Source organism: Bradyrhizobium genosp. SA-4 str. CB756 (assembly GCF_000473125.1).
Taxonomy (GTDB): domain Bacteria; phylum Pseudomonadota; class Alphaproteobacteria; order Rhizobiales; family Xanthobacteraceae; genus Bradyrhizobium; species Bradyrhizobium arachidis.
In genome coordinates this window covers 1,692,416-1,716,723 of sequence record NZ_KI421499.1, presented here as the reverse complement: position 1 = coordinate 1,716,723, position 24,308 = coordinate 1,692,416, and the positions used below count along the sequence as shown (strand labels likewise).

General features: G+C 64.9%; 26 protein-coding genes and 1 pseudogene. 15 read left to right on the top strand and 12 right to left on the bottom strand.

Annotated features, from left to right (window positions below; translation table 11 throughout):
* Positions 1-287 precede the first annotated feature (287 nt).
* A pseudogene (locus BRAGE_RS47995) lies at positions 288-1,135 on the bottom strand (LysR family transcriptional regulator).
* A 104-nt stretch (positions 1,136-1,239) separates the two neighbouring features.
* Here BRAGE_RS47995 and BRAGE_RS0108350 point away from each other — a divergent pair.
* Complete coding sequence (locus BRAGE_RS0108350; RefSeq protein WP_347336526.1) at positions 1,240-2,232, top strand: zinc-dependent alcohol dehydrogenase family protein; 993 nt, start codon at positions 1,240-1,242, stop codon at positions 2,230-2,232.
* Positions 2,233-2,255: 23 nt separating this feature from the next.
* On the opposite strand, the gene BRAGE_RS55750 is transcribed toward BRAGE_RS0108350, so the two are convergent.
* Together BRAGE_RS55750 and BRAGE_RS0108340 are read right to left on the bottom strand one after the other, a co-directional pair.
* Positions 2,256-2,495: a hypothetical protein gene (locus BRAGE_RS55750; RefSeq protein ID WP_231164077.1), complete on the bottom strand. Its 240-nt coding sequence runs from the start codon at positions 2,493-2,495 to the stop codon at positions 2,256-2,258.
* A gap of 379 nt (positions 2,496-2,874) precedes the next feature.
* A complete protein-coding gene (locus BRAGE_RS0108340; RefSeq protein WP_027560053.1) occupies positions 2,875-3,945 on the bottom strand; it encodes a hypothetical protein in 1,071 nt (356 codons plus the stop codon).
* Between the two features lie 233 nt (positions 3,946-4,178).
* Between BRAGE_RS0108340 and BRAGE_RS0108335 the strand changes: the two genes are divergently transcribed.
* The gene (locus BRAGE_RS0108335; RefSeq protein ID WP_027560054.1) at positions 4,179-5,207 is read left to right on the top strand and encodes a patatin-like phospholipase family protein; all 1,029 of its coding nucleotides are present in this window, start codon (positions 4,179-4,181) and stop codon (positions 5,205-5,207) included.
* Between the two features lie 105 nt (positions 5,208-5,312).
* On the opposite strand, the gene BRAGE_RS0108330 is transcribed toward BRAGE_RS0108335, so the two are convergent.
* Together BRAGE_RS0108330 and BRAGE_RS0108325 are read right to left on the bottom strand one after the other, a co-directional pair.
* Positions 5,313-5,741: a CBS domain-containing protein gene (locus BRAGE_RS0108330; protein WP_027560055.1), complete on the bottom strand. Its 429-nt coding sequence runs from the start codon at positions 5,739-5,741 to the stop codon at positions 5,313-5,315.
* Between the two features lie 188 nt (positions 5,742-5,929).
* Positions 5,930-6,748 (bottom strand): rhomboid family intramembrane serine protease, encoded by an 819-nt coding sequence (locus BRAGE_RS0108325; RefSeq protein ID WP_027560056.1) that lies wholly within the window; start codon positions 6,746-6,748, stop codon positions 5,930-5,932.
* 452 nt (positions 6,749-7,200) lie between these two features.
* Between BRAGE_RS0108325 and BRAGE_RS0108320 the strand changes: the two genes are divergently transcribed.
* Together BRAGE_RS0108320 and BRAGE_RS0108315 are read left to right on the top strand one after the other, a co-directional pair.
* The gene (locus BRAGE_RS0108320; protein WP_027560057.1) at positions 7,201-7,755 is read left to right on the top strand and encodes a PAS domain-containing protein; all 555 of its coding nucleotides are present in this window, start codon (positions 7,201-7,203) and stop codon (positions 7,753-7,755) included.
* 169 nt (positions 7,756-7,924) lie between these two features.
* Entirely contained in the window at positions 7,925-8,752 is an 828-nt protein-coding gene (locus tag BRAGE_RS0108315) for a Crp/Fnr family transcriptional regulator (RefSeq protein ID WP_027560058.1), read from the top strand.
* A 277-nt stretch (positions 8,753-9,029) separates the two neighbouring features.
* Here BRAGE_RS0108315 and BRAGE_RS0108310 read toward each other — a convergent pair whose 3' ends face one another.
* Entirely contained in the window at positions 9,030-9,515 is a 486-nt protein-coding gene (locus BRAGE_RS0108310; protein WP_027560059.1) for a phasin, read from the bottom strand.
* A 424-nt stretch (positions 9,516-9,939) separates the two neighbouring features.
* Here BRAGE_RS0108310 and BRAGE_RS0108305 point away from each other — a divergent pair, with 424 nt between their 5' ends.
* Positions 9,940-11,073, top strand: coding sequence for a DJ-1/PfpI family protein (locus BRAGE_RS0108305; protein WP_027560060.1), 1,134 nt, complete (start codon positions 9,940-9,942; stop codon positions 11,071-11,073).
* Between the two features lie 54 nt (positions 11,074-11,127).
* Here BRAGE_RS0108305 and BRAGE_RS0108300 read toward each other — a convergent pair whose 3' ends face one another.
* Positions 11,128-11,517, bottom strand: coding sequence for a COG4315 family predicted lipoprotein (locus BRAGE_RS0108300; protein ID WP_027560061.1), 390 nt, complete (start codon positions 11,515-11,517; stop codon positions 11,128-11,130).
* Positions 11,518-11,663: 146 nt separating this feature from the next.
* Here BRAGE_RS0108300 and BRAGE_RS0108295 point away from each other — a divergent pair, with 146 nt between their 5' ends.
* Positions 11,664-12,170: a GNAT family N-acetyltransferase gene (locus BRAGE_RS0108295; RefSeq protein WP_027560062.1), complete on the top strand. Its 507-nt coding sequence runs from the start codon at positions 11,664-11,666 to the stop codon at positions 12,168-12,170.
* A gap of 126 nt (positions 12,171-12,296) precedes the next feature.
* Positions 12,297-12,596 (top strand): hypothetical protein, encoded by a 300-nt coding sequence (locus tag BRAGE_RS54310; protein ID WP_027560063.1) that lies wholly within the window; start codon positions 12,297-12,299, stop codon positions 12,594-12,596.
* Between the two features lie 71 nt (positions 12,597-12,667).
* On the opposite strand, the gene BRAGE_RS0108285 is transcribed toward BRAGE_RS54310, so the two are convergent.
* A complete protein-coding gene (locus BRAGE_RS0108285; RefSeq protein WP_051377729.1) occupies positions 12,668-14,602 on the bottom strand; it encodes a DEAD/DEAH box helicase in 1,935 nt (644 codons plus the stop codon).
* Positions 14,603-14,781: 179 nt separating this feature from the next.
* Between BRAGE_RS0108285 and BRAGE_RS47990 the strand changes: the two genes are divergently transcribed.
* The 4 genes from BRAGE_RS47990 to BRAGE_RS0108265 all read left to right on the top strand — a co-directional run bounded on the left by BRAGE_RS47990 (position 14,782) and on the right by BRAGE_RS0108265 (position 17,222).
* On the top strand, positions 14,782-15,477 hold the full coding sequence (locus BRAGE_RS47990) for a hypothetical protein (RefSeq protein WP_231164078.1): 696 nt from the start codon (positions 14,782-14,784) through the stop codon (positions 15,475-15,477).
* Positions 15,477-15,842: a nuclear transport factor 2 family protein gene (locus BRAGE_RS0108275; protein ID WP_027560065.1), complete on the top strand. Its 366-nt coding sequence runs from the start codon at positions 15,477-15,479 to the stop codon at positions 15,840-15,842. Before BRAGE_RS47990 ends, BRAGE_RS0108275 begins: the two co-directional genes overlap by 1 nt.
* 222 nt (positions 15,843-16,064) lie before the next feature.
* Entirely contained in the window at positions 16,065-16,805 is a 741-nt protein-coding gene (locus BRAGE_RS0108270) for a metallophosphoesterase family protein (RefSeq protein WP_027560066.1), read from the top strand.
* 63 nt (positions 16,806-16,868) lie between these two features.
* Positions 16,869-17,222 (top strand): cupin domain-containing protein, encoded by a 354-nt coding sequence (locus BRAGE_RS0108265; protein WP_027560067.1) that lies wholly within the window; start codon positions 16,869-16,871, stop codon positions 17,220-17,222.
* Positions 17,223-17,241: 19 nt separating this feature from the next.
* Here the strand turns inward: BRAGE_RS0108265 and BRAGE_RS0108260 are convergent, their stop codons facing one another.
* The 4 genes from BRAGE_RS0108260 to BRAGE_RS0108245 form a co-directional block, all read right to left on the bottom strand.
* Positions 17,242-17,754, bottom strand: coding sequence for a hypothetical protein (locus BRAGE_RS0108260; RefSeq protein ID WP_027560068.1), 513 nt, complete (start codon positions 17,752-17,754; stop codon positions 17,242-17,244).
* A 104-nt stretch (positions 17,755-17,858) separates the two neighbouring features.
* On the bottom strand, positions 17,859-18,275 hold the full coding sequence (locus BRAGE_RS0108255; RefSeq protein ID WP_027560069.1) for a VOC family protein: 417 nt from the start codon (positions 18,273-18,275) through the stop codon (positions 17,859-17,861).
* A 138-nt stretch (positions 18,276-18,413) separates the two neighbouring features.
* Entirely contained in the window at positions 18,414-19,565 is a 1,152-nt protein-coding gene (locus BRAGE_RS0108250) for a zinc-binding dehydrogenase (protein ID WP_027560070.1), read from the bottom strand.
* Positions 19,566-19,691: 126 nt separating this feature from the next.
* A complete protein-coding gene (locus BRAGE_RS0108245; RefSeq protein WP_027560071.1) occupies positions 19,692-20,330 on the bottom strand; it encodes a Clp protease N-terminal domain-containing protein in 639 nt (212 codons plus the stop codon).
* 382 nt (positions 20,331-20,712) lie between these two features.
* Between BRAGE_RS0108245 and BRAGE_RS47985 the strand changes: the two genes are divergently transcribed.
* The 4 genes from BRAGE_RS47985 to BRAGE_RS0108225 all read left to right on the top strand — a co-directional run bounded on the left by BRAGE_RS47985 (position 20,713) and on the right by BRAGE_RS0108225 (position 24,266).
* Positions 20,713-21,651, top strand: a complete 939-nt coding sequence (locus BRAGE_RS47985; RefSeq protein WP_051378427.1) for an acyl-CoA desaturase — start codon at positions 20,713-20,715, stop codon at positions 21,649-21,651.
* Positions 21,641-22,120 carry a GNAT family N-acetyltransferase gene (locus BRAGE_RS0108235; RefSeq protein ID WP_027560072.1) on the top strand — a complete coding sequence of 160 codons (480 nt, stop codon included), beginning with the start codon at positions 21,641-21,643 and terminating at the stop codon, positions 22,118-22,120. The genes BRAGE_RS47985 and BRAGE_RS0108235 overlap by 11 nt, the downstream gene beginning before the upstream one ends.
* A 36-nt stretch (positions 22,121-22,156) precedes the next feature.
* Positions 22,157-22,855 (top strand): alpha/beta fold hydrolase, encoded by a 699-nt coding sequence (locus BRAGE_RS47980; RefSeq protein WP_199820238.1) that lies wholly within the window; start codon positions 22,157-22,159, stop codon positions 22,853-22,855.
* 163 nt (positions 22,856-23,018) lie between these two features.
* Positions 23,019-24,266: an MFS transporter gene (locus BRAGE_RS0108225; RefSeq protein ID WP_027560073.1), complete on the top strand. Its 1,248-nt coding sequence runs from the start codon at positions 23,019-23,021 to the stop codon at positions 24,264-24,266.
* The last annotated feature ends 42 nt before the right edge of the window (positions 24,267-24,308 follow it).

Genomic DNA, 24,308 nt, shown 5'->3' with positions numbered 1-24,308 from the left:
CCCAACGCACATTCCCCGCGCATCCAATGCAGCGGCGCTTAATGGCGTGTAAAAAGGACGCAGATGCGGGTTCCGATTTAGTGATTATGACAGTTTTAAGTCAGGTGTTGGTTAGTGGGCGTTAGAGACTATGACGGGCGTTTGAAATGCGGTGCTTGCAATGACGGAGTGTGGATCGACAGCTCGTAGGGTGGGCAAAGCGAAGCGTGCCCACCATTGCCAGATGTGATCGCTGAGAAATGGTGGGCATGGCGCGCAAAGTGCGCGCCTTTCCCACCTACGGACCGTCATGCCAGCCGCTCAATCACCACATCCAGCAGCGCGCGCAGGCGGGCCAGCCGCCGCAAGTCGCGGTGATAGCGACATAGGTGTCGCGGCCGGGCGGGCTCACGCCGATATCGAACGCGACGAGCCTTCGATCGCGGTCGCCGAGCGGGCGCGGCAGCACCGCGAGCCCGCTACCGCCGGCGCAGAGCTCGGCCTGCGCCTGCCTGTTGTTGCTGCGCGCGGCGACTTCCGCCTTCGGCAGTGTGCGCTTCAGCCAGACGGCATCGGGCATGTCGGCGAATTCGGTATTCATGGTCACGACGCGGACACCACTGCCGTCGCTCGCGTGCGGCGGCTTGCTGCCCTTCCTGCCGTAGAGCGCGTAGGGAATGTGCAGCAGCTTTCGCGAGATCACCTCGGGCTCGCTGAACGGCTTGATGCGGAAGACGAGATCGGCCTCGCGCCGCGGCAGGCTGTAGAGACGCGCATCGGTCAGAAGCTCGACGATCACCTTCGGGTGGCGCTTGCCAAAGGCAGCGATCACCGGCGACAGCATCACCGTGCCGAACCAGTCCGACGACGACAGGCGCAGCATGCCGTCGAGCTGCGTCTCCGCGCCGGAAGCGTGCCGCTCGAGCGCGAGCGCCTCTTCCTCGATCCGCTCGGCATGGCGCAGCACGGCCGTGCCTTCGTCGGTCAGCACGAAACCGTCCGCGGTGCGCTGAAACAGCACCTGCCCCAACGCCGTTTCGAGCGCGCGCAGCCGCCGGCCCATCGTCGGCTGGGTCTGGCCGATCTTTCGCGCGGCAGCACCTAACGTGCCTTCACGTGCAATCGCCAGGAAGATGCGCAGATCGCTCCAGTCCATCCAAGAACCCCTCATACAGAAACGCACGATCATCGTACATCCTTGTTCATTTCCATGCAAAAATTCATGGACATATTGGAGGTCGACAACGGAGCAAGACGATCATGACGAGACCTTCGACGATGCGCGCGACCGTGCTGGAGACCCACAACGCGCCCTTACGCCTCTCAACGATCTCCACGCCCGCCATCGGCCCGCGCGAGGTGCTGGTGCGGGTGCACGCGAGCGGGGTCAATCCGCTCGACACCAAGATCCATTCCGGCGCAGCCGCACATGCGCGCCATCCTGTCCCGGCGATCCTCGGACTCGATCTCGCCGGCGTGGTCGAACAGACTGGGCGCGAGGTCTCGCGGTTCAAGCCGGGCGACGAAGTCTATGGCATGACCGGAGGCGTCGGCGGCGTGCAGGGCTCGCTGGCCGAATTCGCCGCCGTCGATGCAGACTTGCTGGCATTGAAGCCGGCCAATCTGAGCATGCGCGAAGCGGCCGCCCTGCCCCTGATCTTCATCACGGCGTGGGAAGGCCTGATCGACCGCGCGGCGCTGAAGGCCGGCCAGAAGGTGTTGGTCCATGGCGGCGCAGGCGGTGTCGGCCATGTCGCGATCCAGATCGCGCGTGCGTTCGGAGCAGACGTGTACGCGACGGGCTCGGCGTCGCAGCGCGCCACCATCGAAGGCTTTGGCGCGGTCTTCATCGACCGCAGCACCGCTGTCGACGCCTACGTCGCGAAGCACACCGGCGGCGGCGGGTTCGACATCGTCTACGACACTGTCGGCGGCAAGGTGCTCGATGCCTCCTTCGAAGCCGTGCGCCGTTTCGGTCATGTCGTGAGCGCGCTCGGCTGGGGCACGCATGCGCTGGCGCCGCTGTCGTTCCGCGCCGCCACCTATTCCGGCGTGTTCACGTTGCTCCCGCTGCTGTCAGGCGAAGGCCGCGCGCATCACGGAGCGATCATGGCGGAGGCGACGCGCCTGGTTGAGGCCGGCAAGCTCGTGCCGCTGGTCGATCCCAGGCATTTCACGCTGGAGAGCGTTGACGAGGCCTATGCACTGATCAGGGATCACGCGACGAAGGGCAAGCTAGTCGTGGATATCTGAGATCGAGTTCGCGGCCTGCGCCGCTAATCCTCGCTCGAGGCCGCGGAGCGGTTGCGCAAATGAGCCTGCGACAGCAGGAAGAACAATGCGCGCTCACCATGATATTTGGCGGCCGGCCGGGTGCGGTCGAACCCGTCGGCAAATATCTTGCCGGACTGGTCGCACACCTGCCACCGCCAACCGAACCGTTTGCGCCTGGTGAGGATCACTTCGAACATGCCGACGGGCTTGGTCCCCTGCTCCTGCCGGTCCTGCAGGTTCATCAACCTGCGCCGGCCTCCCCCATTGGACGGATGCCCGACATATCACGCAGCAGGATGGAAAGAGAATAAGTTTGATTATCGGAAATACGCATCTTCCACCGGCACTTGCGCTGGCCGTAACGAAGTCGCGACACGTCTGGAATAAGCCTTTGGCAGTGGTGTTTTCTTAACCCCCGAACCGCAGCTTGGTAGCGCTGACAGCAATATTCAGCGCCGAACACAAGCAAGCGGCTACGATCTGCTTCTGCTCACTTGTGCACACAAGCGCAGAAGGTAACGGGAGATAGAGCATTGATGCGCCAAGTGAGAAGTATTGTGCCGGATCCGAAGCCCAACGGCAGATCGCATACGGACCATGCGGCATCGCCGCAAAAGCGCCTCAGCGCGCCACGACTTCGACTTCGCCGTCGACGCCGTTCACGACGTTGAAGCCGCGCTCGTAGACCTTGCCCTCGTTCTTGGCGATGGCGCGGTATTCGCCCTCGGAGAGCACGACGCGGGGGAAGGCGCCGATCGATTCCTTGATGACGTCGCCGCCGGGGGTCAGCACCGACCAGGCGGTGTTGGCGAGCGCCTCGCCGCCCCGGTCGCTGACGAGCTTCAGCGTGATGACGGCGGCGCGGTGGGTGATGGTGACGTCGGTGAGCTTGCCGGCCTGGACGCGGATGTCCGAGCGCACCACCGAATTGGCGTCGCCATAATTGGAGATGATGTAGTAGGTGCCCTCCGGCAGCAGCACGACGTCGCCGGCGGCGACGTTCGGCACCAGCGAGGCGCGCTCGCCGGATTCGAACTGGCTGCCCTTGTAGATCGCGAACGAGATCTGGTTCTGCGGAATGCGGCTGGTGCCGACGCGGCCCTCGATGCGCAGGCCCCCGGCGGGCAGCACGAAGGATTCGCGGTCGGTCTCGGCCTTCAGGCTGACGGTGCGCACCGCGCTGACGAGGCCGAAGGCGACGTGCACGACGTAGTTGCCGGGCGGCAGCACGATGTTGGGCGTGGCGTTGCGGTCTTCCTTGATCAGCTTGAAGGTGCCGTTCTCGTCGGGACGGTCGGCAAACACCCGCCAGACCAGGCCGCTGGTGATCGCGGCCGAGTCCTTGCCGTATTTTGCGGTCAGCGACAGCACGCCCTGGCCGGGCACGGCCGCGTTGAGCGGCGCGGCCGGCGGCACGGTTGCGACCGCGGGCGGCGGCATGCTGGGCGTCACCGGCTGGGTCAGGGTCGGCGGCAGGCTCGGGGGGCCGGCGCCCTGTCCGGACGGCGCCAGCTGGATGGCGTTACCGGGGTCGGGGACCGACGCGGGCGGCACCGGGGGCGGACGATCGGAGAAAAGCTGCGCCTGCGCGGCGTTTTGGCTTGAAGTGACGACGCACGCGGCAAGGATCAGCGCCGGCAGCAGCCTGCCGCTGCGCCGCCATCCGATGATGCCGTCACCCCCGCGTGTCATGTCACCTGCTTTTCACTGAAAACGCGGCAAATTCAAGCCTTGGAACGCCTGGGAAATACGGTCTTTGGAACCGGGCTGACGCCTGCGTGATTAGACCAAAGGCAGCCGGCCCTCGCCACACTCCTGCCCCCTGCTTCCCGAACGGTATAAACCATGCTTGGCCCTCGTTCTGGCGGAGCGGATGTACGGCGCCTACTCTGGTTGTGGGGGCTGGCCCGGGTAGGAGAGTTTCGGTGCTTGAGATCTTGAAAGGCCGCGGCGCGAACGGCTCCAATGGCGAGAAGGTCGGCCTCGGTAGCATCCGCCGGCCAGTTGTCGGCCTTGCTCTCGGCGGCGGCGCGGCGCGCGGCTTTGCCCATATCGGAATCCTGAGAACCCTTATCGCCAACGGCATCGTGCCTGATGTCGTGGTCGGCACCTCGATCGGCGCCGTCGTCGGCGGCGCCTATGCGGCCGGCCAGCTCGACACGCTGGAAGATTGGGGACGCAGCCTGCAAGGCGTGCGCACCATCCTCGGCTATCTCGACATCCGCCTCAACGGCTCCGGCCTGATCGGCGGCGAGAAGCTGGCGACCCGGCTCGAGGAGGCGATCGGCCAGACCCTGATCGAGGACCTGCCGATCAAGTTCGCGACCGTCGCGACCGAGGTCCGCACCGGCCACGAGATCTGGCTGACGCGCGGCCGCGTGGTCGATGCGATGCGCGCCTCCTATGCGCTACCCGGCATCTTCTCGCCTGTGCTGATCGGCGACCGCTGGCTGGTCGACGGCGCGCTGGTCAATCCGGTGCCGGTCTCGGCCGCCCGCGCGCTCGGCGCCGAAATCGTCATCGCTGCAAATCTTTCCAGCGACATCTTCACCCATTCCACGACGATCTATGCGCACGGCGCGATGCCGGAGCCGATCGCGCCCGTTGCCGAGGAGCCGGCCGCCAAGCGGCGCTTCCCGCGCTTCTTCTCGCCCGAGAAGACCATGAAGCGGGAGTTCTTCGGCGGCGGCGGACGGCCGGGCATCTCCTCGGTGATGGTTGACGCCTTCAACATCATGCAAGACCGCATCACCCGCGCGCGCCTCGCCGGCGATCCGCCGGACATGCTGATCACGCCGCGGGTCGGTCAGTTCGGCTGGTTCGACTTCCATCGCGCCGAAGATCTGATCGCGCACGGCACGCGCGCCACCGAGCGCGCGCTGGAGTCGATCCAGGAGGCGATCGAGGTGCTGGCGCCGGCGCCCGCGGGCAACGCACCCAAAGCGGGCGAGTAAGGCGCGACGAGGCCAAATCCTCATCGCGCTTCATCTTGTTGTTGAGCATGATCTTTCCGGAAGACCGCGACGCGCTTTGCGCCAACGCGGTCCTTCGAGTCCAGATCAGGCCGTCTTGATGTAGTCGCGCAGGGCTTCCTGCTCGTTCTCGTATTCCTGGACGCGCCGCTTGACGATGTCGCCGATCGAGATCAGGCCGACCACCTTGCCGTTGTCGATCACGGGCAGATGGCGGAACTTGCCTGTCGTCATCATCTCCATGAGCTCGGCGACGGTGTCGGTCTCCTTGCAGGTCACGACCTTGCGGGTCATGACCTCCGAGACCGGCGCCTCCAGCACGGCGGCGCCGCGATCGCCGAGCACGCGGACGATGTCGCGTTCCGACAGGATGCCCTCGAGCCGGCTCTGGTTCATCACCAGCACTGCGCCGATCTTCTTCTCGCCGAGCAGCTTGATCGCGGCCGACAGCTTGGCGTCGGGCTCGACGCTCATGATCTGGTGGCCCTTGGTGTTGAGAATGGAACGTACCGTCATTGCTGCCTCCCTGAATCGGAGCCCTCCGCTTTGCGCGGTCCGGACTTGTTCGCGAGTCTTCAACTAACAGTTTTGGCGCGGGTTTCACGCTCGCGCGCTTGTCGAAGCGTTGCCGCTATGGGCTTGTCGCTTCGGAACATTCTTCGCGCAAATGATGGATGAATTCGGGCCGCGCCGCAAGCGCTGCTTCAAATACGGTCTGAAACGTCCTGTGATGACGCATCCGCAGCATCGCTTCGCACGCGCGGCACGGGATCGAACAGCGTGAACAAGAGCAGGCCGGCGAAGAAGCCGCCGATATGCGCCTGCCAGGCGACGCTCGTGGTTTCGGCATCGACGCCGATCGCGCCGACGCCAAAGATGATGTTCACGCCGAACCACACCGCGAGGAAGCCGAGCACCCGCCCGTCGCGCAGCGCGCGCGACAGCGGCAGCGCCGGAACCTTCGCGGCGGTATCGGCGTCCGATCGGCTGAACGACAGGAAGCTGCCACGGACGAAGGCGAAGCGGATGGCGGCGGCCATCGCGCCGGACACCGAGGCCGAGGCGCCGATCATCGGCGCCACCGCATGCTCATGGGTGACGAGGTGGGCGAGCGCGCCGGCCGCCGCCGTCACCGCCATGAACACGAAGAACCTGACCGCGCCGAAGCGCCGCGCCAGCGCGCTGCCAAACGGCAGCAGCCACAGCACGTTGAAGCCGAGATGGGTCAAATTGGCGTGCAGCAGCGAATAGGTGACGAAGGTCCAGACCTTGGCGCCGGCGCCGCCCGGAATTTGCAGGTTCAGCAGCGAGGCATCGTAGCGCTTGGGGATGAAGCCGAAGACGTCGATGGTCCAGTTCTCAAGCTCCGGCGGCAGCAGCACCCGCAGATGGATCACCGCGAGCAGAACGATATAGGCGGTCAGCGCCACCGGCAGCGTCAGGATCGGCTCACGCGAAGCTTCCCCAGCGGCGTTCGGTACGGCCGGCTGAGAGTCTTGCGGAGAATTTGGCGGGGAATCCAAGGCAGCTTCGCTTTCGGGCGCGATCGGAGCGTTACGCTTGGAGATAGTCGCCTTTGCCGGCCTTGCGCAAGTGCACAAAAGGAAAAGGCAGGGCCCTGGGAAAGCCCTGCCTGTCCGTGTCGACCTTCCGATACCGGGGGAATGAAGGTGTATCCCCACCCCTCCCCGGCCCGTGGCCAAACTGTTTGACGCCTGTGTACGGGCCTCGCCGAGAACCTGGATGAAAGCGGCGAGGCTTGCGACCGCGATCACCATAGCAGGCGAGCAGGCGGCGCAAAGTGCATAGTTAACTTAACGTTAACGCCGCAAAGGCCGGCTGAAGAGCGGCGAAAACGCCGCTCCGGCATGGACGCTGCAAATCCCCTCCTGCACAACAACGAAAGGGATCGCGGGTGCACTGAAGCGGGACAGGACTGTCCCGCGAGGTGGCGCCCCGGGGTAAGCGTTCAGTCATGAAACATCCGTCGAGCCGCGCATTCTTCGCGTATTGGGACAAGAAGCGCGGCGCTGCGCGGGCCCCTGACCGGGCCGACATCGATCCGGCAGCCGTCCGCGGTCTGCTCGGCGACATCTTCGTGCTGTCCTGCGAGCCCAAGCTCGGCTTCCCCTTCCGCGTCGCCGGCACGCGGGTCTGCGCGCTGGCGGGAGCGGACCTCAAGGACGCGAGCTTTTCGGCGCTGTTTGGCGAGGCCAGCCGCGGCGAGATCGAGGAGATCACGACCGTCGTCGCCGACGAGACGCTGGGCGCGATCGCCGGCGTCACCGCCGCGCGCGAGGACGGCAGCAAGGCCCATCTCGAGCTCTTGCTGCTGCCGTTCAACGCCCGTCCGCACACGCCGGTGAGCGTCACCGGCGTGCTCGCGCCGTTCGACGACGAATGCGGCGCGCTCGGCCCCTTCACCCTCACCTCCTGGCGCTATCTGCACCAGCCCGAGAAATTGCTGCCGCGCGCCATCCGCAAATTGCAGATCGCCCGCGGGCTGATGGTGTATGAGGGGCTGCGCTAGGAGCAGCCTTCGCGTCTGACGCGTAGCTTCGCACAGTCCGCGGCCGATCCTGGAAAGTCTGATCGCGCAGACGCGACCGCGAGCTTGCCAATCCATCACGGGAACCTTAGCTTTGAGGATGCGTTTGGCCATTGCCGTGGCAAGCAACAACGCGGCTCGGTTGGTGAAGATGCGTCTGCCGGGCCTCCGTCGAGGGACGATTCCCGTGATGGAGCACGCGACCAGAGTTGGTAATCGATTGTTAGCTGCGCTACCGCCGGCCGATTTCGCTTTGCTTGCCCCTCATTTGCGAAAAGTGCCACTCGAGCACGACCAGGTCCTGGTGCGATCAGGCGACAAGATCGAGCATCTCTGGTTTCCCTGCAGCGGCGCGATCGCCCTCATCATGGAGCTGCCGAACGGACAGACGGCAGCAACCGCCGTGATCGGCAACGACGGCGGCATCGGGATCATGACCGCGTTCGGCCCGACCCGATCACCCATGACCGCAATCGTCCGCGTTGCCGGGACGGCGCTGCAGATCTCGCCCGCGCGATTTCACGTCGCGCTCGAACGCAGTCCCGCCATCGCAAGTTCGGTACAGCTTCTCACCAGGGCGATGCTGACGCAGGTCCAGCACGTCGCGGCCTGCAATGCGTTGCATTCCGTCGAAGCGCGCCTCGCCCGCTGGCTGCTGCACATCCACGACCGGACGGATGGTGGTGACATCCTGCCCCTGACACAGGAGACGCTGTCGGAATTGCTCGGCGTCCGGCGCACCACGGTCACGCATGTGGTGAGCGCGTTGCGCACATCACGGGCAATCAAATCCAACCGGCGCGGCCAGCTCGAGATCGACAGGCGCCGGCTCGAGGTCATCGCCTGTGAGTGCTACAAGGTGATGAGCCGCAGGATCGATCGGATCGTCTTGCAGGATGCGCCAAGGGTCCTTCACGCCGCGCCGGCGCGGATTGGCTGCCTCCCCCCAGACCCGCCCTTCGCCGAGACCGACTCGTAGACCCAAGCCTCTCTGGCGAACCATTCGTGCGTCGCGGCGCATATCCGGCAATAGGTGCGCGAAAAAAACACCGCACTGCACCGAAACCTTTCACGATCCATCTCGATGCCCGTCGGAATGGCATCTCCCGTTTCCGGGCACTTGATCATCACCATACCCATCCTGATTTCCTCCAGCTTGGCATCACCTCGGCAATGAGGGGGCCGCAATCGGCTGGACGGCGTCTCTTCTTGCGAAGACGCTCGTCCAGCCGATCCGCGCGGCCAACCGCTTCGATTCAAGCAGCCCTACGCAGGACCCGGTTGAAGCTCTGCTTGATCGGCTCGGCCGTTTCGGTCGCGACCTTCTGGGCGAGGTCCCAGAGTTCGCGGTTCTGTGCCGACGTTGCTTCCAAGGTCTTGCGGCTGTGGGCCGTGGAGAGGTTTACGAGATCGGCAAACGACCTCGCATCGACGAGCTGGGAAATGAAATCCAGCGTGGAGCTAGTATTGATATGGGAAATTTCGATCAGCTTGATGCCGTAGTCGGAGGCTCGCTTGGCGTTGGTCGAACAGGCATCGCAGACGGCTGCGGTGATCTCCTCCGACGTCGCCCTCATCTTGGCAAAGTTGGCCTGGGCCCGCGTGGCGCCCTGATCGGCGAGACCGCCGAAGATCGTCTGCATGTTGAAGAAGGGTACGTCGAACCGGAGCTTTGCGCTTCCGTTGGCCCCCACGTCTTGCGGCGCGGCATTCGTTTCGACTTTCACATTGGCATCATTCACGGGCTTTCATCCTTTCAAGCGAAACTAGATAATGGATTGAAGACTCCCCGATGGGGTCGCGGTGCATGCCGCACCGGGACACCAGTACTCCGATTTTCAATGCGGTGGATTGCTGCGGATAACCGCCCCCGCCCCCCTTTACGAAGCCAACTATGCCAGACGAAAGTCGCAGGTTCGGTTCGCTTTCAGACTCTCCGCGTGAATTTATTCACTTCGCGCGACGAAGACGGCGCAGACCGCGTCCTGCATCTTTGAAGTTGTTGCGATCGCATGCGCCAACTTGAGATTAGCGCAGCAATTCCCGTCATGAAGTAAACGATCGCGCTTGCGGCATGACCTTTTTTGCCGGATTTGCGTCATTCCCGATGCCGTCGCCAGCCGATAGCTTCCGCGCCGTATGAGGCAACCGCGATCGGGTGAAATCATGATCTGGCGCATTCTGGCATGGAGCGCCCTCGGAGGCCTGGCGGCGCTCGCGGCGATCGGCGGAACCTGGTTGCTGCTGCTGCCCGGCGCGCCGGCACGGGGAGCCGCACCCGCCATATCGAGCGAGGAGTCCGAGGCGACGCTCGCCGCATTGAAACCGCCGAAGCGAAGGCGTCCCCTCATCGCCATCATCGGCATCAACGACAAGAGCGAGACGACCGATTATCTGATGCCCTACGGCATCCTCGCGCGCGCCGATGTCGCCGACGTCGTGACGCTGGCAACGCAGCCGGGTCCCGTGACCCTCTATCCCGCGCTGAAGGTGCAGCCGCACGCGACCATCGCCGCGTTCGACGCCGCCCATCCCGACGGCGCCGACTATGTCATCGTGCCGGCAATGACGCCGGAAGACGACGCGGCCGCCTTGCAGTGGATCCGGAGCCAGGCCGGCAAGGGCGCAACTGTCATCGCCGTCTGCGTCGGCGCCATGGTCGTTGCCAATACCGGGCTGCTCGACGGCAAGCGAGCCACGACGCACTGGTATTCCGTGGGCGATCTGAAGAAGCATTCCGCGATCCGCTATGCGGCCGACCGCAGGCTCGTGGTCGACCGCGGCGTCGCGACGACGACCGGCATCACGGCATCCATGCCGATGGCGCTCACCCTGATCGAGGCCATCGCCGGCCGCGCCAGGGCCGAAGCGGTCGCCAGCGAGATCGGTCTTGCGGCATGGGATGCACGCCACCGCAGTGACGCGTTCCAGTTCACGCGTCCTTTCGCGCTGACGGCGATCGCAAACACGCTCGCATTCTGGCGCCGAGAGCAGCTCGGGATCGCGCTGACACCAGGCATCGACGAGGTGTCGCTCGCGTTGATCGCCGATGCGTGGTCGCGGACCTATCGCTCCCGCGCCCTCACCTTCGCCGCCGCGGAGCAGGCGCAGACGAGCCGCAGCGGCCTCGGCATCCTGCCCGACAGGATCGCGGCCGACTGGCCGGCGGCGCAGACCCCGCCGGCCGCAACCGGATTGCCGCCGGTGCAGGCGCTGGACCACGCGTTGCGCGCCATCGACGCGCGCTACGGGCCGCGTACAGCCGATTTCGTGGCGATGCAGCTCGAATATCCGAGATAACCGGGCCGCACGCGGCCCGGCGCTCTCGCAAAAAGCGACGCAGCGCGCGATTGGTCAGGGCATCGCCAGATGCCAGGCACCGTTCAGAAAGCCGTCGCCGGTGACGTCGCCGGGCCTTGTGTCCTTGGCGAAGGTGTATAGCGGCTTGCCCTTGTAGGCCCACTGCTTCGAGCCGTCGTCGCGCGTGATGATAGTATAGCCGTTGCCGGCAGCATCGCTGGCCTCGGCCTTCAGCACCGGCCAGTTGGTCGCACAGGGACCGTTGCAGGCCGACTTGCCGTCCATATCCTTGTCGAAGGTGTAGAGCGTCATGCCCTTGGCGTCGGTGAGCACGGTGCCCTTGTCGGTTTTGCCGGTCTTGGTCGGCGGCGCAGCGAAGGCCGCGGGGATAATTGCGAGCGAAGCTGCGAGCGCGAGCGCGAAGCGGATCGATGGCGTCGTCATGATGTCTCCTGTCATGCAATTGGCTTGCATGAGTAGGACGCCACGCGACGCTACCTATTCCCGAGAGCGCTGCAAGGATATTTTTCGCTGCGCGCATCGTCGCGGAGGAATAAATTGGGATGATCGAGATGGAACGACGGACCGAGATGAGCAAGCCGCATTGGTGTCCCGCACGCGCATCGGATCTGCCCGCGATCAGCATGATCGCAGCGCGCATCCATCCTGATCTGCCCGAACGCCCCGAGGTGCTCGCCGAGAAGATGCGGCTCTATCCCGACGGCTGCCGCGTGCTGATCGCCGGCGATACGATCGTCGGCTACGGACTCGCGCATCCCTGGACGCAGCACCACATTCCGCCGCTTGACGACTTCCTGCAAACATTGCCTGACGGTGCGGACTGTCTCTACGTGCACGATGTCGCCGTGCTGCCCGACTTTCGCGGCGGCGCTGCGCGCGACTACGTCACGACGATCGAAGCGCTGGCACGCGCCTCAGGCCTCACGACGCTCGCGCTGGTCTCGGTCTATGCCACGCGTCAGCTATGGGAACGGCTCGGCTTTCACCCCGTCGCCGCAGATGAGCAATTGCGCATCAAGCTCACATCCTACGGCGAAGCTGCGACCTACATGCTGCGCGACCTCGCTGCGACGTAACGCCCCTCCCCTCCGGCCCGGCTCACGCGGGCGTGAAGCGCCTCGCTCGAACCGGCTTCGATCAGCTCCCGTCGAAAGGCTGTGCGGACCGTTCCGGTCTCGCCGAACCGAGACTGGAGAATTTCCATGAAACTCACATTGTCGAAAGTTGCTTTGATTGCTTTCGCTGCAACGGCCGCATTCAGCGCGACCAGCGCCAACGCCGCGCAGTACCGGACTTATGGCTGCGATACCGCCTTCTTCGAAGGCTGCACGGGCTTCGTCGAAGCGCCGCAGCAGGGCGGACGCCGCGTGGTTCGCATCACCAACGACATCTCGCCCATCTACATGCGACAGACCGATCCGCGTTACAACACCTCGCTGCGTGATGCCGGCGGCGGAGGTGGTGGCGGCGGGGGTGGTGGCGGTGGCGGCGGCGGCCGCTGAGCTCTCACCGACTTTTCAGATGATGTCGCCGGCACGATCCGGCGGCATCATTCACGCCGAACGGTGTCCGATCAGCCGCGGCGCTTCTTCCTCGCCTTCTTGCCCGGCGCGCCCTTCACGGGCCACGGCGTGACTGACGGCTCTGCTTGCCCCGGCTTGTTCTTGTGCTTCTTTTTCTTTCCGAACGAAGGCGCAGTGTCGAATTGCGGCCCGCGCTCGCCGAGCGCTTTGCCGCGCGGCTTGAACTCGCGTGCATCGCGCGAGCGATCGCCTTGACGCTCACGATGTTCGCCGTCGTCTCTCTCTCGCCGCGGCGCGTGTGATCGCTCCTCCGACGGCGCCTGCCGCGCCGGCGCATCCGCCATCGGCTCGATGCGGATGCTGTCCTCCTTGTCCGGGCGCTTGATCTTCGCGGCGAAGGCGTCCGCGACCCGCTCGGAGATCTCGAACTCGGTGGTGGTGTCCATGATCTTGATCGCGCCGATGTCGCGCTTGTCGATGCCGCCGCGGCGGCAGATCATCGGCAGCAGCCAGCGCGCCTCCGCATTCTTGCGCCGCCCGATCGCGGCACGGAACCAGACGCTGGCCTCCGCCATGCCGTGCTTCGACGACGATTTGCCGGACTTCGATCGCGGCTTGGCGCGATCCTCGCCGCCTTCAAACCTGTCACGCCCGCGATCCGGCCGGCCTGTTCGCTCGCCGGGATCGATGATGTCCTCGGGCGACGGCAGCCGCGCGCGATAGAGCCGCGCCAGTGCGGCTGCGATATCCTCGGCCGACCGCTCGGCGAGCAGCGCCTGAGCCAGCGCGAGATCGTCGGCGGTTGTCTCCTCGGTGAACAGCACGTCCTTCATGCGCTCGTGATCGAGCTTGCGGATCTCCTCCGCCTGCGGCGCGGTGCCCCAGGCTGCATCGATGCCGGAGAGATTGAGCAGCAACTCGGCGCGCCGCCGCCGTGCCGGCGGCACCAAGAGCACGCTGGTCCCCTTGCGCCCGGCGCGCCCGGTGCGGCCGGAGCGATGCTGCATGACTTCGGCGTCGTTGGGCAGGTCGGCATGGATGACGAGGTCGAGGCTCGGCAAATCGATGCCGCGGGCGGCAACGTCGGTCGCCACGCAGACGCGCGCGCGTCCGTCCCGCAGCGACTGCAGCGCCAGCGTGCGCTCGTTCTGCGTCAGTTCGCCCGACAGCGCGACCACGGCGAAGCCACGCTCCAGCAGCGCCGCCTGCAAGTGCCTCACGGCATCGCGCGTGCTGCAAAACACCAGCGCGCTCGGCGCCTCGAAGAAACGCAGAACGTTGACGACCGCGTGCTCGACATCGCCGGGCGCGATCCGGATCGCGCGGTAATCGATGTCGGCGTGGCCGCCTTCGTCGCCGGCGACCTCGATCCGAAAGGCGTCGCGCTGATATTGCCGCGCCAGCGCAACGATGCCGCGCGGAAAGGTCGCCGAGAACAGCAGCGTCCGGCGCGTCTCCGGCGTGGTTTCGAGGATGAACTCCATGTCCTCGCGAAAGCCGAGATTGAGCATCTCGTCGGCCTCGTCGAGCACGACCGCGGCGAGTTCGGAGATGTCGAGGCGGCCGCGGCGCAAATGATCGCAGAGACGGCCGGGCGTGCCGACCACGATGTGCGCGCCGGCGGCGAGCTCGCGCTGCTCACGCCGCGGATCCATGCCGCCGACGCAGGAGACGACGCGTCCGCCGGCATGACCGTAGAGCCAGGCCAGCTCGCGCTGGACCTGAAGCGCGAGCTCACGGGTCGGCGCCACGATCAGCGCGAGCGGTGCGGCCGCGGGTGCGAACTGCTCGGCGTCATCGAGGAGATTTTTGGCGATCGCCAATCCATAGGCGACCGTCTTGCCGGAGCCGGTCTGGGCCGAGACCAGAAGGTCGCGGCCGGTGGCTTCGTGGGCGAGCACCGCGAGCTGGACGGGGGTCAGTGAATCATAGTTCCGCTCGGCCAAAGCTCGGGCGAGCGGCGGGGTCAGGGCCGGAAGAGACACGAGATAGGAAACCTTGGTTGATTCAGGCGCGGAATGGTGAGCCGGCGGACCTGAGCTGGCGTGCGCGGCAATCGGCCCGGCCGCACGCTGGCGATGTGATTGAGGGCTCTTTACGCCAAGCGCAGGGAAATCACCATGCCTGTGATGCATGGCTTTTCGACAAGAGCCGCGCCTGAAGGTTGCAGCGGACTTTCGCGGCCACCTCGATTAACCTGAAGCCAACCGGCTCCCAAGGGAACGACCGCGTGACGCCTTCCATCAAACGCGCCTGCGGCGATTGCACGCTTTGCTGCAAGGTGATGGCCATCGAGGCGCTGGCTAAACCGGCGGGAAGCTGGTGCCGGCACTGCAAGCCCGGCCAGGGCTGCGCGATCTACGCCGAACACCCGGCCGAATGCGCGAGCTTCAGCTGCCTCTGGCTCGTCAACGACCTCCTCGACGAGCGCTGGAAGCCGAGCCGGTCAAAATTGGTCCTGACCACGTCCGAGGACGGCATCGAAGTCCGCTGCGACCCCGGCTCTCCGAACGCCTGGCGCAGGGAGCCCTACGCCAGCGAGATCCGCGCCTGGGCTGTAGAAGGCGAGCGCAACGACATGACGGTGGTCGTGATCGCCGGCCAGCGCGTGATCCTCGTCACGCCGGAGCGCGAGCTCGATCTCGGCAGCGTCTGGCCGGATGATCGCATCGTGCGCGAGCTGGAGGGCACGAAGGTCGTGGGCGCGACGGTGAGCAGCGCGGCAGCGAGTGGGCACGGTTCGGCCGAGAGCGAACCGTCGGCTCGGCGCATTGCGTTAGGCTCCGGACACGATCGAGGTGACCCGCAGGCCTGGAACAGTTGGCTTGCACTCGAGCAGGCAAAACAGGTGACCAAATAATGTCCGACAACAAGACAGCAGAGGCCATTTTGGCCGACCTCAATCGCAACTACGTCCGCGCCGTTGACGAGGCCGACGTCGCCTGGTTCGACGCCAATCTCGCGTCGGACTTTCGCAACACCAATCCGGACGGCACGCTGATCGACCGGTCGACATTCCTGGTGCAGATCGGCCGCGGCTCGACGGTGCGCGACATTCGCGAGCACGACGTGATCATCCGTGTTCTTGGAGACTTCGCCATCATTCACGCTCGCACCAGCTATCGTAAGCCTGACGGCAGCGAAGGAGCCGGCCGGTACACGGATGATTGGCAATTCCGGGACGGACGTTGGCAGTGCGTCTCCGCTCACGTGTCGCGCGCATAGGCAAGACGGCCGCAGGCGCCCGGCCTCACGTTCGGGCTGGAGCGGACACGCCGGCGGCCGGCCTTGCCACATCCGCCATTCGATCCCAAATCGTACCGCACGAAAGCCGGGATGATCGCGATCAGCCGTGGCTAATTAGTGAATGTCCTATCAGCCGATGCTAGATAAGTCCGGTGACCTGGCGCAGTTGAATTCAGGCAACACGGCATGGGGAGCACGACGATGCGATTGGCAGTCATTTCCGATATCCACGGCAATCTTGCTGCGTTGGAAGCGGTGCTGGCCGACATCAAGGCGCGCGGTGTCGATCGTACGGTCAACCTCGGCGATTGCGTCACCAGCCCGTTGTGGCCAAGGGAAACTTTCGAAGCGCTCCAGTCGCTATCGGTGCCGACCGTGCGCGGAAACCATGATCGCTGGATCGAGGAGTTTCCAGACAACAAGCTCTCGCCGGCAGGTCTGTTTGCGCGCAACGCATTGACTGCGGAGCAGCGTCGCGCACTCCACAGCCTCCCCTCCCGAATATGGCTGGATGACGGGATCCTGGCCTGCCACGGCACGCCCAACGACGACATGACCTGCCTGTTGGAAGAAGCACTCGAGGACGGCCGTTTCGTGCCGGCACGTCGCGACGTGCTAACCGCGCGCCTTTCGAGCGAGCCAACGGCGCGCGTGGTCCTTTGCGGTCACAGCCACCGCCAGGCGGCCGTTCAAGGGCCGGGCGACTGTCTGGTTCTTAATCCCGGGAGTGTTGGTTGCCCCGTGTTCGCGGACATTCCCTTTGCCGCAAACCTGGAACACCGCTCGCCCCACGCCCGTTACGCGATCCTCACGAAGCGAACAAGAGGCTGGCAAGTCGAACTGCTAGCCCTGGAATACGACTGGGAAGCCGCCTCCGCACAGGCGCTTGCCAACGGCCGTCCGGACTGGGCGCAAGCCATGTTGACCGGACATGTCAAATAGCCGGCCTTGCCGCACCGTCCATTCGATCTCAAATCTTGTCTCATGAGAGAGCAACAGGGAAACATGGCTGACAGCATATCGCTTGCCGACAAGCTCGCGACCTTCGAGGATTTCTGGTCGCCGCGCACGGTCACGACCTTCAACGATTGCGACGTGATGGTGGTGAAGGTGAAGGGCGAGTTCACCTGGCACAAGCACGACGACACCGACGATTTCTTTCTCGTCCTGAAAGGCCAGCTGGACATCGAATTGCGCGATCGCACCGTGACGCTCGGACCGGGCGAGCTCTACGTCGTGCCCAAAGGTGTTGAGCATCGCCCGGTGGCGCGCGAGGAGGTTCACCTGATGCTGATCGAGCCGACCGGCACGCCGAACACGGGCGACAAGGCAACCGCCGCAGCACGCAAGCTCGCCTAAAGCACCGTCCGTCGCCGCCTCAATCCTTGGAGGTCACCAGTCTGTTGAAGCTGCCGACCAGCCTTGCCCGTGCCCGCACGACATAGTCTTTTGCCGCCCGGCTCAAGGCGCGGACCATGCGCCAGGCTTCGGTCGCTTTCAGCCACGCCCTCACCTCGGCGAACTTGCCATAGGCCCAGGCGAACGCCGGAATCCGCATCAGCTTGTCACGGGTAAGATGGAACAGACGCTCGACCAGCACGAGCTTGAGCAGCTCGCCGATGATGAACGTCACAGCACCGCTCACGATCTGGCCGGTCGCCGCGAGGTAAGCCGCCACCGGCTTGATCGGCTCGAGGATGATCACCGGCACGGAAAACAAGGCCAGCGACGGGTAAGGCGGCAACGATCTGATCCACTCACGCAACCGCCTGAATTCGAAATGACGCCCGATCCAGCGCGCGATCGGCCTCGCCACGGCGATGAAGACCGCATCCACCAGGAAGTAGATGGCGGCCAGGATGTAAGTGACGGGTTTCAGGATTCGCTTCACTGGACCTCTCCCGCGAAGTGAAAGCCGGAACTTGGGCCTAAGTTTCACAGCTGCGCGGATAAGTCGCGGATATTGCATGGAACTTTCTGGGCATCCGCTTCCGCTCAGATCTCCGCATAGACCTCCAACAGATTACCATCGGGATCGCGGAAGAACAGCGTGCGATGTCCGAAGGACTGATCCGTCGGCGGCGACAAAAGCGTCACGCCCTGGCGCACGAGCTCGTCGGCGCATTGATCGACCTCGGCCGCGGACACCTTGAAGGCCAGTTGCAGCGAGGCAGTCCCCGCCGGCACCGGCGCATCGTCCGCGGTCCGGCTCGGTCGGGCCAGCGCCAGCGTGTTGCTGCCGAGGCCGTATTCGATCCAGTTCGGCGAGAGCTCGCGCAGCAGGGACAAGGCCAGGACACCCTCGTAGAAGCGCCGCATCGCCGCCATGTCGCGCACGAAGATGACGGTGTAGTCGATCGCGCGGATGGCACGGAAGGGCGAGCTGGCGGGTGGAGTGGGTTCGGCTGTCATCTCGTTCTTCATTCCAAACTCTGACTTGTAGCTCGCACGAAGCCAACGGGTCGGCGCAAAGCACCGCCCGATGACAGGCACCGCGGAATGCGGGACCGGCGCCCCGGAATACGCTGCGCTCGATCCGGGCTACAGATCCTATTCCACCAGCTCCGGCCACGGCACGATGGTCGACTTCACCGTCTTCATCGCCATCGCGTCCCTCACCGCCTGTGCGACGCCTTCTTCCGTGAACGGATAGATCGTCTGCATCTTCAGCCAGGGATATTTACCCGCCGTGCGATAGAGCATGTCGACGCCGAGCGGCAGATCGTTGCCGGTGAAGCCCCAGGATCCCAGCACGTTGAGGTCCTTGGTGCAGATCCGGTGCCAGGACGTATCGATCGAGCCAGCATCGGTGAACTGGCCCATCTCGACATAGGTGCCGCCGTCGCGCAGCATCTCGATGCCTTCGGGGCCGGCGGTCGGATGGCCCGAGCAATCCATCACGAGATCGGCGCCGAAGCCGCCGACAATCTCGCGCACACGCGCGATGCGCGCCTCGGGCGATTTGATCTCCTCGATGTTCACCGTCGCCTCGGCGCCGAACTCGCGCGCGAGCTTGAGCCGCGGCTCCTCCGGCGCACCGACGCAGATCACGCGCCCTGCTCCCATCTCCTTGGCGGCCGCGACCGCCAGAATGCCGATCGGGCCCGAGCCCTGGATCACCACCGTGTCGCCCCAGGAAAAGCCGCCGGCACGGGTCGCGCGGTTGAAGGCGCGGATGCAGGAGGTGAGCGGCTCGGACAGCGCGCCGAGCCGCAGCGACATGTCGTCGGGCAGTTTGTAGATCTTGGTGCCCGGCAGCATGTCGAGATCGACATAGACATACTCCGCCCAGCCGCCCCACATGTGCGGCGCCTTGTCGAAGCCGAGATAGCGGCCGTAATAGACCGGTGTCAGGCACTTGTTGGCCGTCTGCGGGTAGTGAATGCAGTAGTAGCAGCGTCCGCACGGCATCAGCGGCGGGATCATCACCTTTGATCCGACCTTGAGCGGCTTGCTCATGAAGTCCTCGGTGAACTCGTCGCCGCATTCGACGATGATTCCGCCGAGCTCGTGGCCGAGCGTGAACGGCCAGGGCAGCGGCTTCGGCCAATGCCCTTTCAGGATATGCAGATCGGTGCCGCAGACGCCGCAGGCGCCGACCTTGATCAGCGCGGCCTTGCGGCCGACTTTCGGCCACGGCACTGTTTTGATGACGGGCTCGCTGCCGGGGCCTGCGTGGGTGCAGACGCGGATCTGGTCCATGGCGGTTTCCTTGCTGCCCGCTTGTTATGATTGATGGTGCGGGTCTGCGATCAGCCTATGACAGCCGTGCGACATTGCAAATACTCGAACGCGTGCCTCAAAGCGCCGGAGCAGGTCGTGCTCCGCTCAATTTGTGCGAGGAGGCGCCCTCTCAAGACGCTCGCCGGTCATTCCATGCTCGCTCAGGAGCCAAACCGCCGGACTCGCGTTCTCGCCGAACATGGTCGCCAGCACGTCCAGTCCACTCGTTTCGCGTTGCAGGCTGCGCACGGTCGCACGATGCACCACGCGTCGAAACGCAATCGTCGGCGTTGTGTCGCGCTCGTCGCTGATCATCACCCAGGTGCTCAGCTTGTCATCGATGTATGAGGTCGTGGCTCGCCTCAGGGCTTCGAGGTCAATCTGGTTGGCATTCATCACCTCCAAGGCATTCGGATCATCCAGCAGCGCGAGCAAGAGATGCTCTAGCGTGGCAAACTCGTGCTTTCGCGCTTCGGCGTAGGCCAGAGCCCTTTTCAGGGTCAGGTCAAGTTCGTGGGTAAATCCCGCCGGCCATTTGATGCTTGCACGCGGTTGTCGAGACGAGGCTACACCGGGCTCAGGCGATCCGCGTCGAATGGCGGCCGCAAGCGTATTCCAGTCAGCCAAGCCAAACAGCTCGGCAGTCAGTTCGAGGCTTTCGGCAACCGAAATCTTGAGGCCTTTGGAGACGAGAGAGGCGCGCAGCGTTTGCGCCATGGCTTTGGCATCGCGGAAGTCGCGCATGGCTTACTCCTTTGCTTGAACAATTCGGAAAAGCCAGTGCTTGCGTTGCTGGCCCGTTGTTCGGCAAAGGGGCCAAGACGATGCGTGCGATACGTTCACCATCCCCGAAGGGTGCAAGCGGCAGGTCGTATCCACCGGAGAGAAAGGTGGCGCGCCGAACGCAAGGTGTCAATAGTGACAGCATGAGCAACCGCAAATAGTCATGCCAAGCTATTGATCTCGTAGTCCGTATGGAGCAACGCGGAATGCGGGGCCGGCTCCGCAGGATTGCGCTACGCTCCATCCGGGCTACGGTCTCCGCCGAGATAGGCGTTGACACGCCGCAGTTGTGTCCGCAGGCTGCTTGCGCCGGAGCGCGGCCTGCTTCGGCTGGGATCAGACCATGGACGTGCGACCGGGCTCCGAACGCATCTTCGTCACGGCAGACACCGATCCGCTCGACGGATACGTGCAATGGGCGCCGGCAAAATCGCTGTGGCTCGCGGGCATGACGGCCGCCGCAATCGTCCTCGGACCGGTTTGTTTCTCGGGGTCGGCGTTCGTGCTCTTCCTCGCAACCAGCGCCGTCACGCTGTGCTGTGGACATTCCGTCGGCATGCATCGCAAGCTGATCCATGCAAGCTTCGACTGTCCGTTCTGGCTCGAACGCCTTCTCGTCTATCTCGGCATGCTTGTCGGCATGGCCGGCCCTTATGGCATGATCCGCCTGCACGATTTCCGCGACTGGGCGCAACGCCAGGCGGCGTGCCACGACTATTCCTGCCACCGCGCCGGCTTCTGGCGCGATGCGTGGTGGCAATTGCACTGCCGGCTGGTCTTGCGCCATCCCCCTCGCTTCAGGCTGGAGCCGCGACTGGCCAATGACCGCTTCTACGCCTTCGTCGAGCGCACCTGGATGTTGCAGCAATTGCCATGGGCCGCGCTGTTCTTCGCGATCGGCGGGATGGACTGGCTGGTGTGGGGCATTTGCGTGCGGGTCAGCGTCTGCGTGACCGGGCACTGGCTGGTCGGCCATTTCTCCCACACCAGGGGCGAGCAGGTCTGGATCATCGATGGCGTCGGCGCGCAGGGCTACAATGTCCGCCTCGCGGCGCTGATCAGCATGGGCGAGAACTGGCACAACAACCATCACGCCTATCCCGGCTCGGCGAAGATGGGACTGTTGCCGGGACAGATCGATCCGGGCTGGTGGCTGATCCGACTGCTCGAAGCTATCGGATTGGTCTGGAACGTCCGGACGCCGCACAATCTCCCGGAGCGGCCCGGCCTGCGGCGGCTGGCGGGCGCGACGTTGCGCGACGGGGTCGCCGATGCTGCGTGACTATCAGGCAACGGATGCCGAAGCGATCGTGCGCGTCGCGCTCGCCGCATTCGCGGAATTCGAGCCGCACTTTTCCGACTGGCCGCTGTTTAACGCCAATGTCGCGAAGATGCCGGGGCTTGCCCAGACCGGCGAGATCATCGTCGCCGAAGATGACGGACGCATCGTCGGTGCCGTCGCCTACATCGGGCCGAAAGCGAAGAAGCCTGCGTTCTTCGATCCGGCGTGGCCGGTCATCCGCATGCTGGTGGTCGATCCCGCCGCGCGCGGCAAGGGCGTCGGCCGCCAACTGACGGAAGAGTGCCTGCGCCGCGCCGAGCGCGACCAGGCTCAGGTCATCGCCCTGCACACGACGCCGATCATGACCGTCGCGCTGCCGATGTATCTGCGCATGGGATTTGTGAAGACCGGCGAGGCACCGGATATTCTGGGCGTGCCCTATGCAGTCTATGTCAAGACGCTGGCGTAAGATGATGTCGGGATCGATTCTTTGACAGTCGGTTGAATGACAAGCTGGACTAGCAGAACCTGCGCAGCAAATGGCATCGACATCCATTATCTGCGAACCGGCGGCAACAAGCCCGCCCTGATTGCGCTGCATGGACTGACCGGAAGCGGCGCCTGCTGGACGCTACTGGCCCGCGCGCTCCAGGATCGCTACGACCTCATCATGCCGGACGCGCGGGGCCACGGCGCGTCGAGCGCTCCGCGACTCGGATATCTGTACCACGACCTCGCAGACGACGTCATTGGGCTCATCGCGATGCTCGGGCTCGAAGCACCGGTGCTGCTCGGCCATTCCATGGGCGGCATGACGGCGGCTGTCGTTGCGAGCAGAATGGGCGCGGCCATTCGCGGCGTCGTCCTTGCCGACCCAACCTTCCTCAGCGCCGAGCGCCAGCGCGAAGTCTACGAAAGCGACGTTGCCGAGCAGCATCGGCGGCTGCTCGGTCGGGACAAGGATGAGGTGCTGGCCGAAGCACGGCAGCGGCAACCGCACCGGTCGGGCGAATTGCTCGAGCTGATCATCGACGCGCGGCTACGGACCGAGACGCGTGCCTTCGAGGTTCTCACGCCGCCGAATCCGGACTATCGCGAGTTGGTCCAAGCGATTGCGGCCCCGAGCCTGCTTGTCGTCGGAGACAATGGCGTTGTCTCCGTCGAGACGGCGCGGGAGCTGCCTCAATCCACGCCTTCGCCATGAGGTGATCGCGAACGCAGGCCACGGGCTGCCGTATGACAGGCCGGTTGAGTTTGCGGCGGTGGTCAGGTCGTTTCTGGAGACGGTGGATGTCCCACACACCCAATTGTCTTGAGCGGCCGCCAGCGAACGTGTAAGGCCCGAGCAGTCCCATCCTGGTGATCGCTTGAACCCCCTGCCCCAAAATCCCGTCGCTGCGTCCGGATCGTTCGCGGCGATGAGGTCCGTGCCGTACCGGCTCCAGTTCATCGCCTACGTGCTGGCGATGATGGCCGACAATATCGAGCATGTGATCAGCTATTGGGTGGTGTTCCAGAAATTCCACTCGCCAACGCTGGGCGGCTTTGCGGTGCTCTCGCACTGGCTGCCGTTCCTGCTGTTCTCGGTCGCGGTCGGCGGGCTCGCCGACCGGTTCGATCCGCGCCGCATCATCCAGTGCGGCATGCTGCTGTTCATCGCGGCCTCCGCCGGCTGGGGCTTCTTCTTCATCACCGACACGATCCAGATGTGGCACGCGATGCTGCTGCTGGTGATCCACGGCTGCGCCGGAGTCCTTTGGCAAACACCGAACCAGCTGTTGCTCTACGACCTCGTCGGCCCCGCCGACCTGCCGAGCGCGGTGCGGCTGAACGCGATGGCGCGCTATCTCGGCATCCTGGTCGGGCCCGCCGTCGGCGGCATCATCATGCTGACGCTCGGCACCTCGCACGGCATCATCTTCAACACGCTGTTCTACCTGCCGATGCTGCTGTGGCTGTTCTGGGCGCCGGTCCGCGACAGCAGCGTGGCGGTGCGACGCTTCGCCGTGCGCGGCTTCGCCGACATCCTGCTCACCATCCGCGCCATCGGCACCCAGCCGGTGCTGACGGCGATGACATGGCTTGCCGGCCTCACCTCCTTCATGATCGGCAACGCCTATCACGCGCAGATGCCGGGCTTTGCCGGCGATCTCGGCCACGGCGATCCCGGCGTCTCCTACAGCGTGCTGCTCGCCGCCGATGCCGCCGGCGCGCTGCTCGCCGGCATCGCGCTGGAATCCTGGGGACGCCTCAAGGGCACACCGCGCACGGCGATCACGCTCGCGATGCTCTGGAGCGTTGCACTGCTCGGCTTCGCCGCGGTGCGGATCTATCCGCTCGCGATCGTGCTGCTGTTCTTTGCCGGCTTCTTCGAATTGTCGTTCAACACCATGGCGCAGGCACTGGTGCAGCTGAACGCGCCGCACGACATCCGCGGCCGCGTCGTCGGCCTCTACAATATGGCTGGGCTCGGCATGCGGGCCTTCAGCGGCATCACCGTCGGCGTATTCGGCGCTGCGATCGGCATTCACTGGTCGCTCGGCCTCTCGGCCGCCGTGCTGCTGGCATTACTGTGCCTGCTCTACGGGCGCGCGACGAGGAAGCCAGCCGGTTGACTCCAGCCTCTCCCGACCGCACCCTCGGCTGAGGGGCATGGG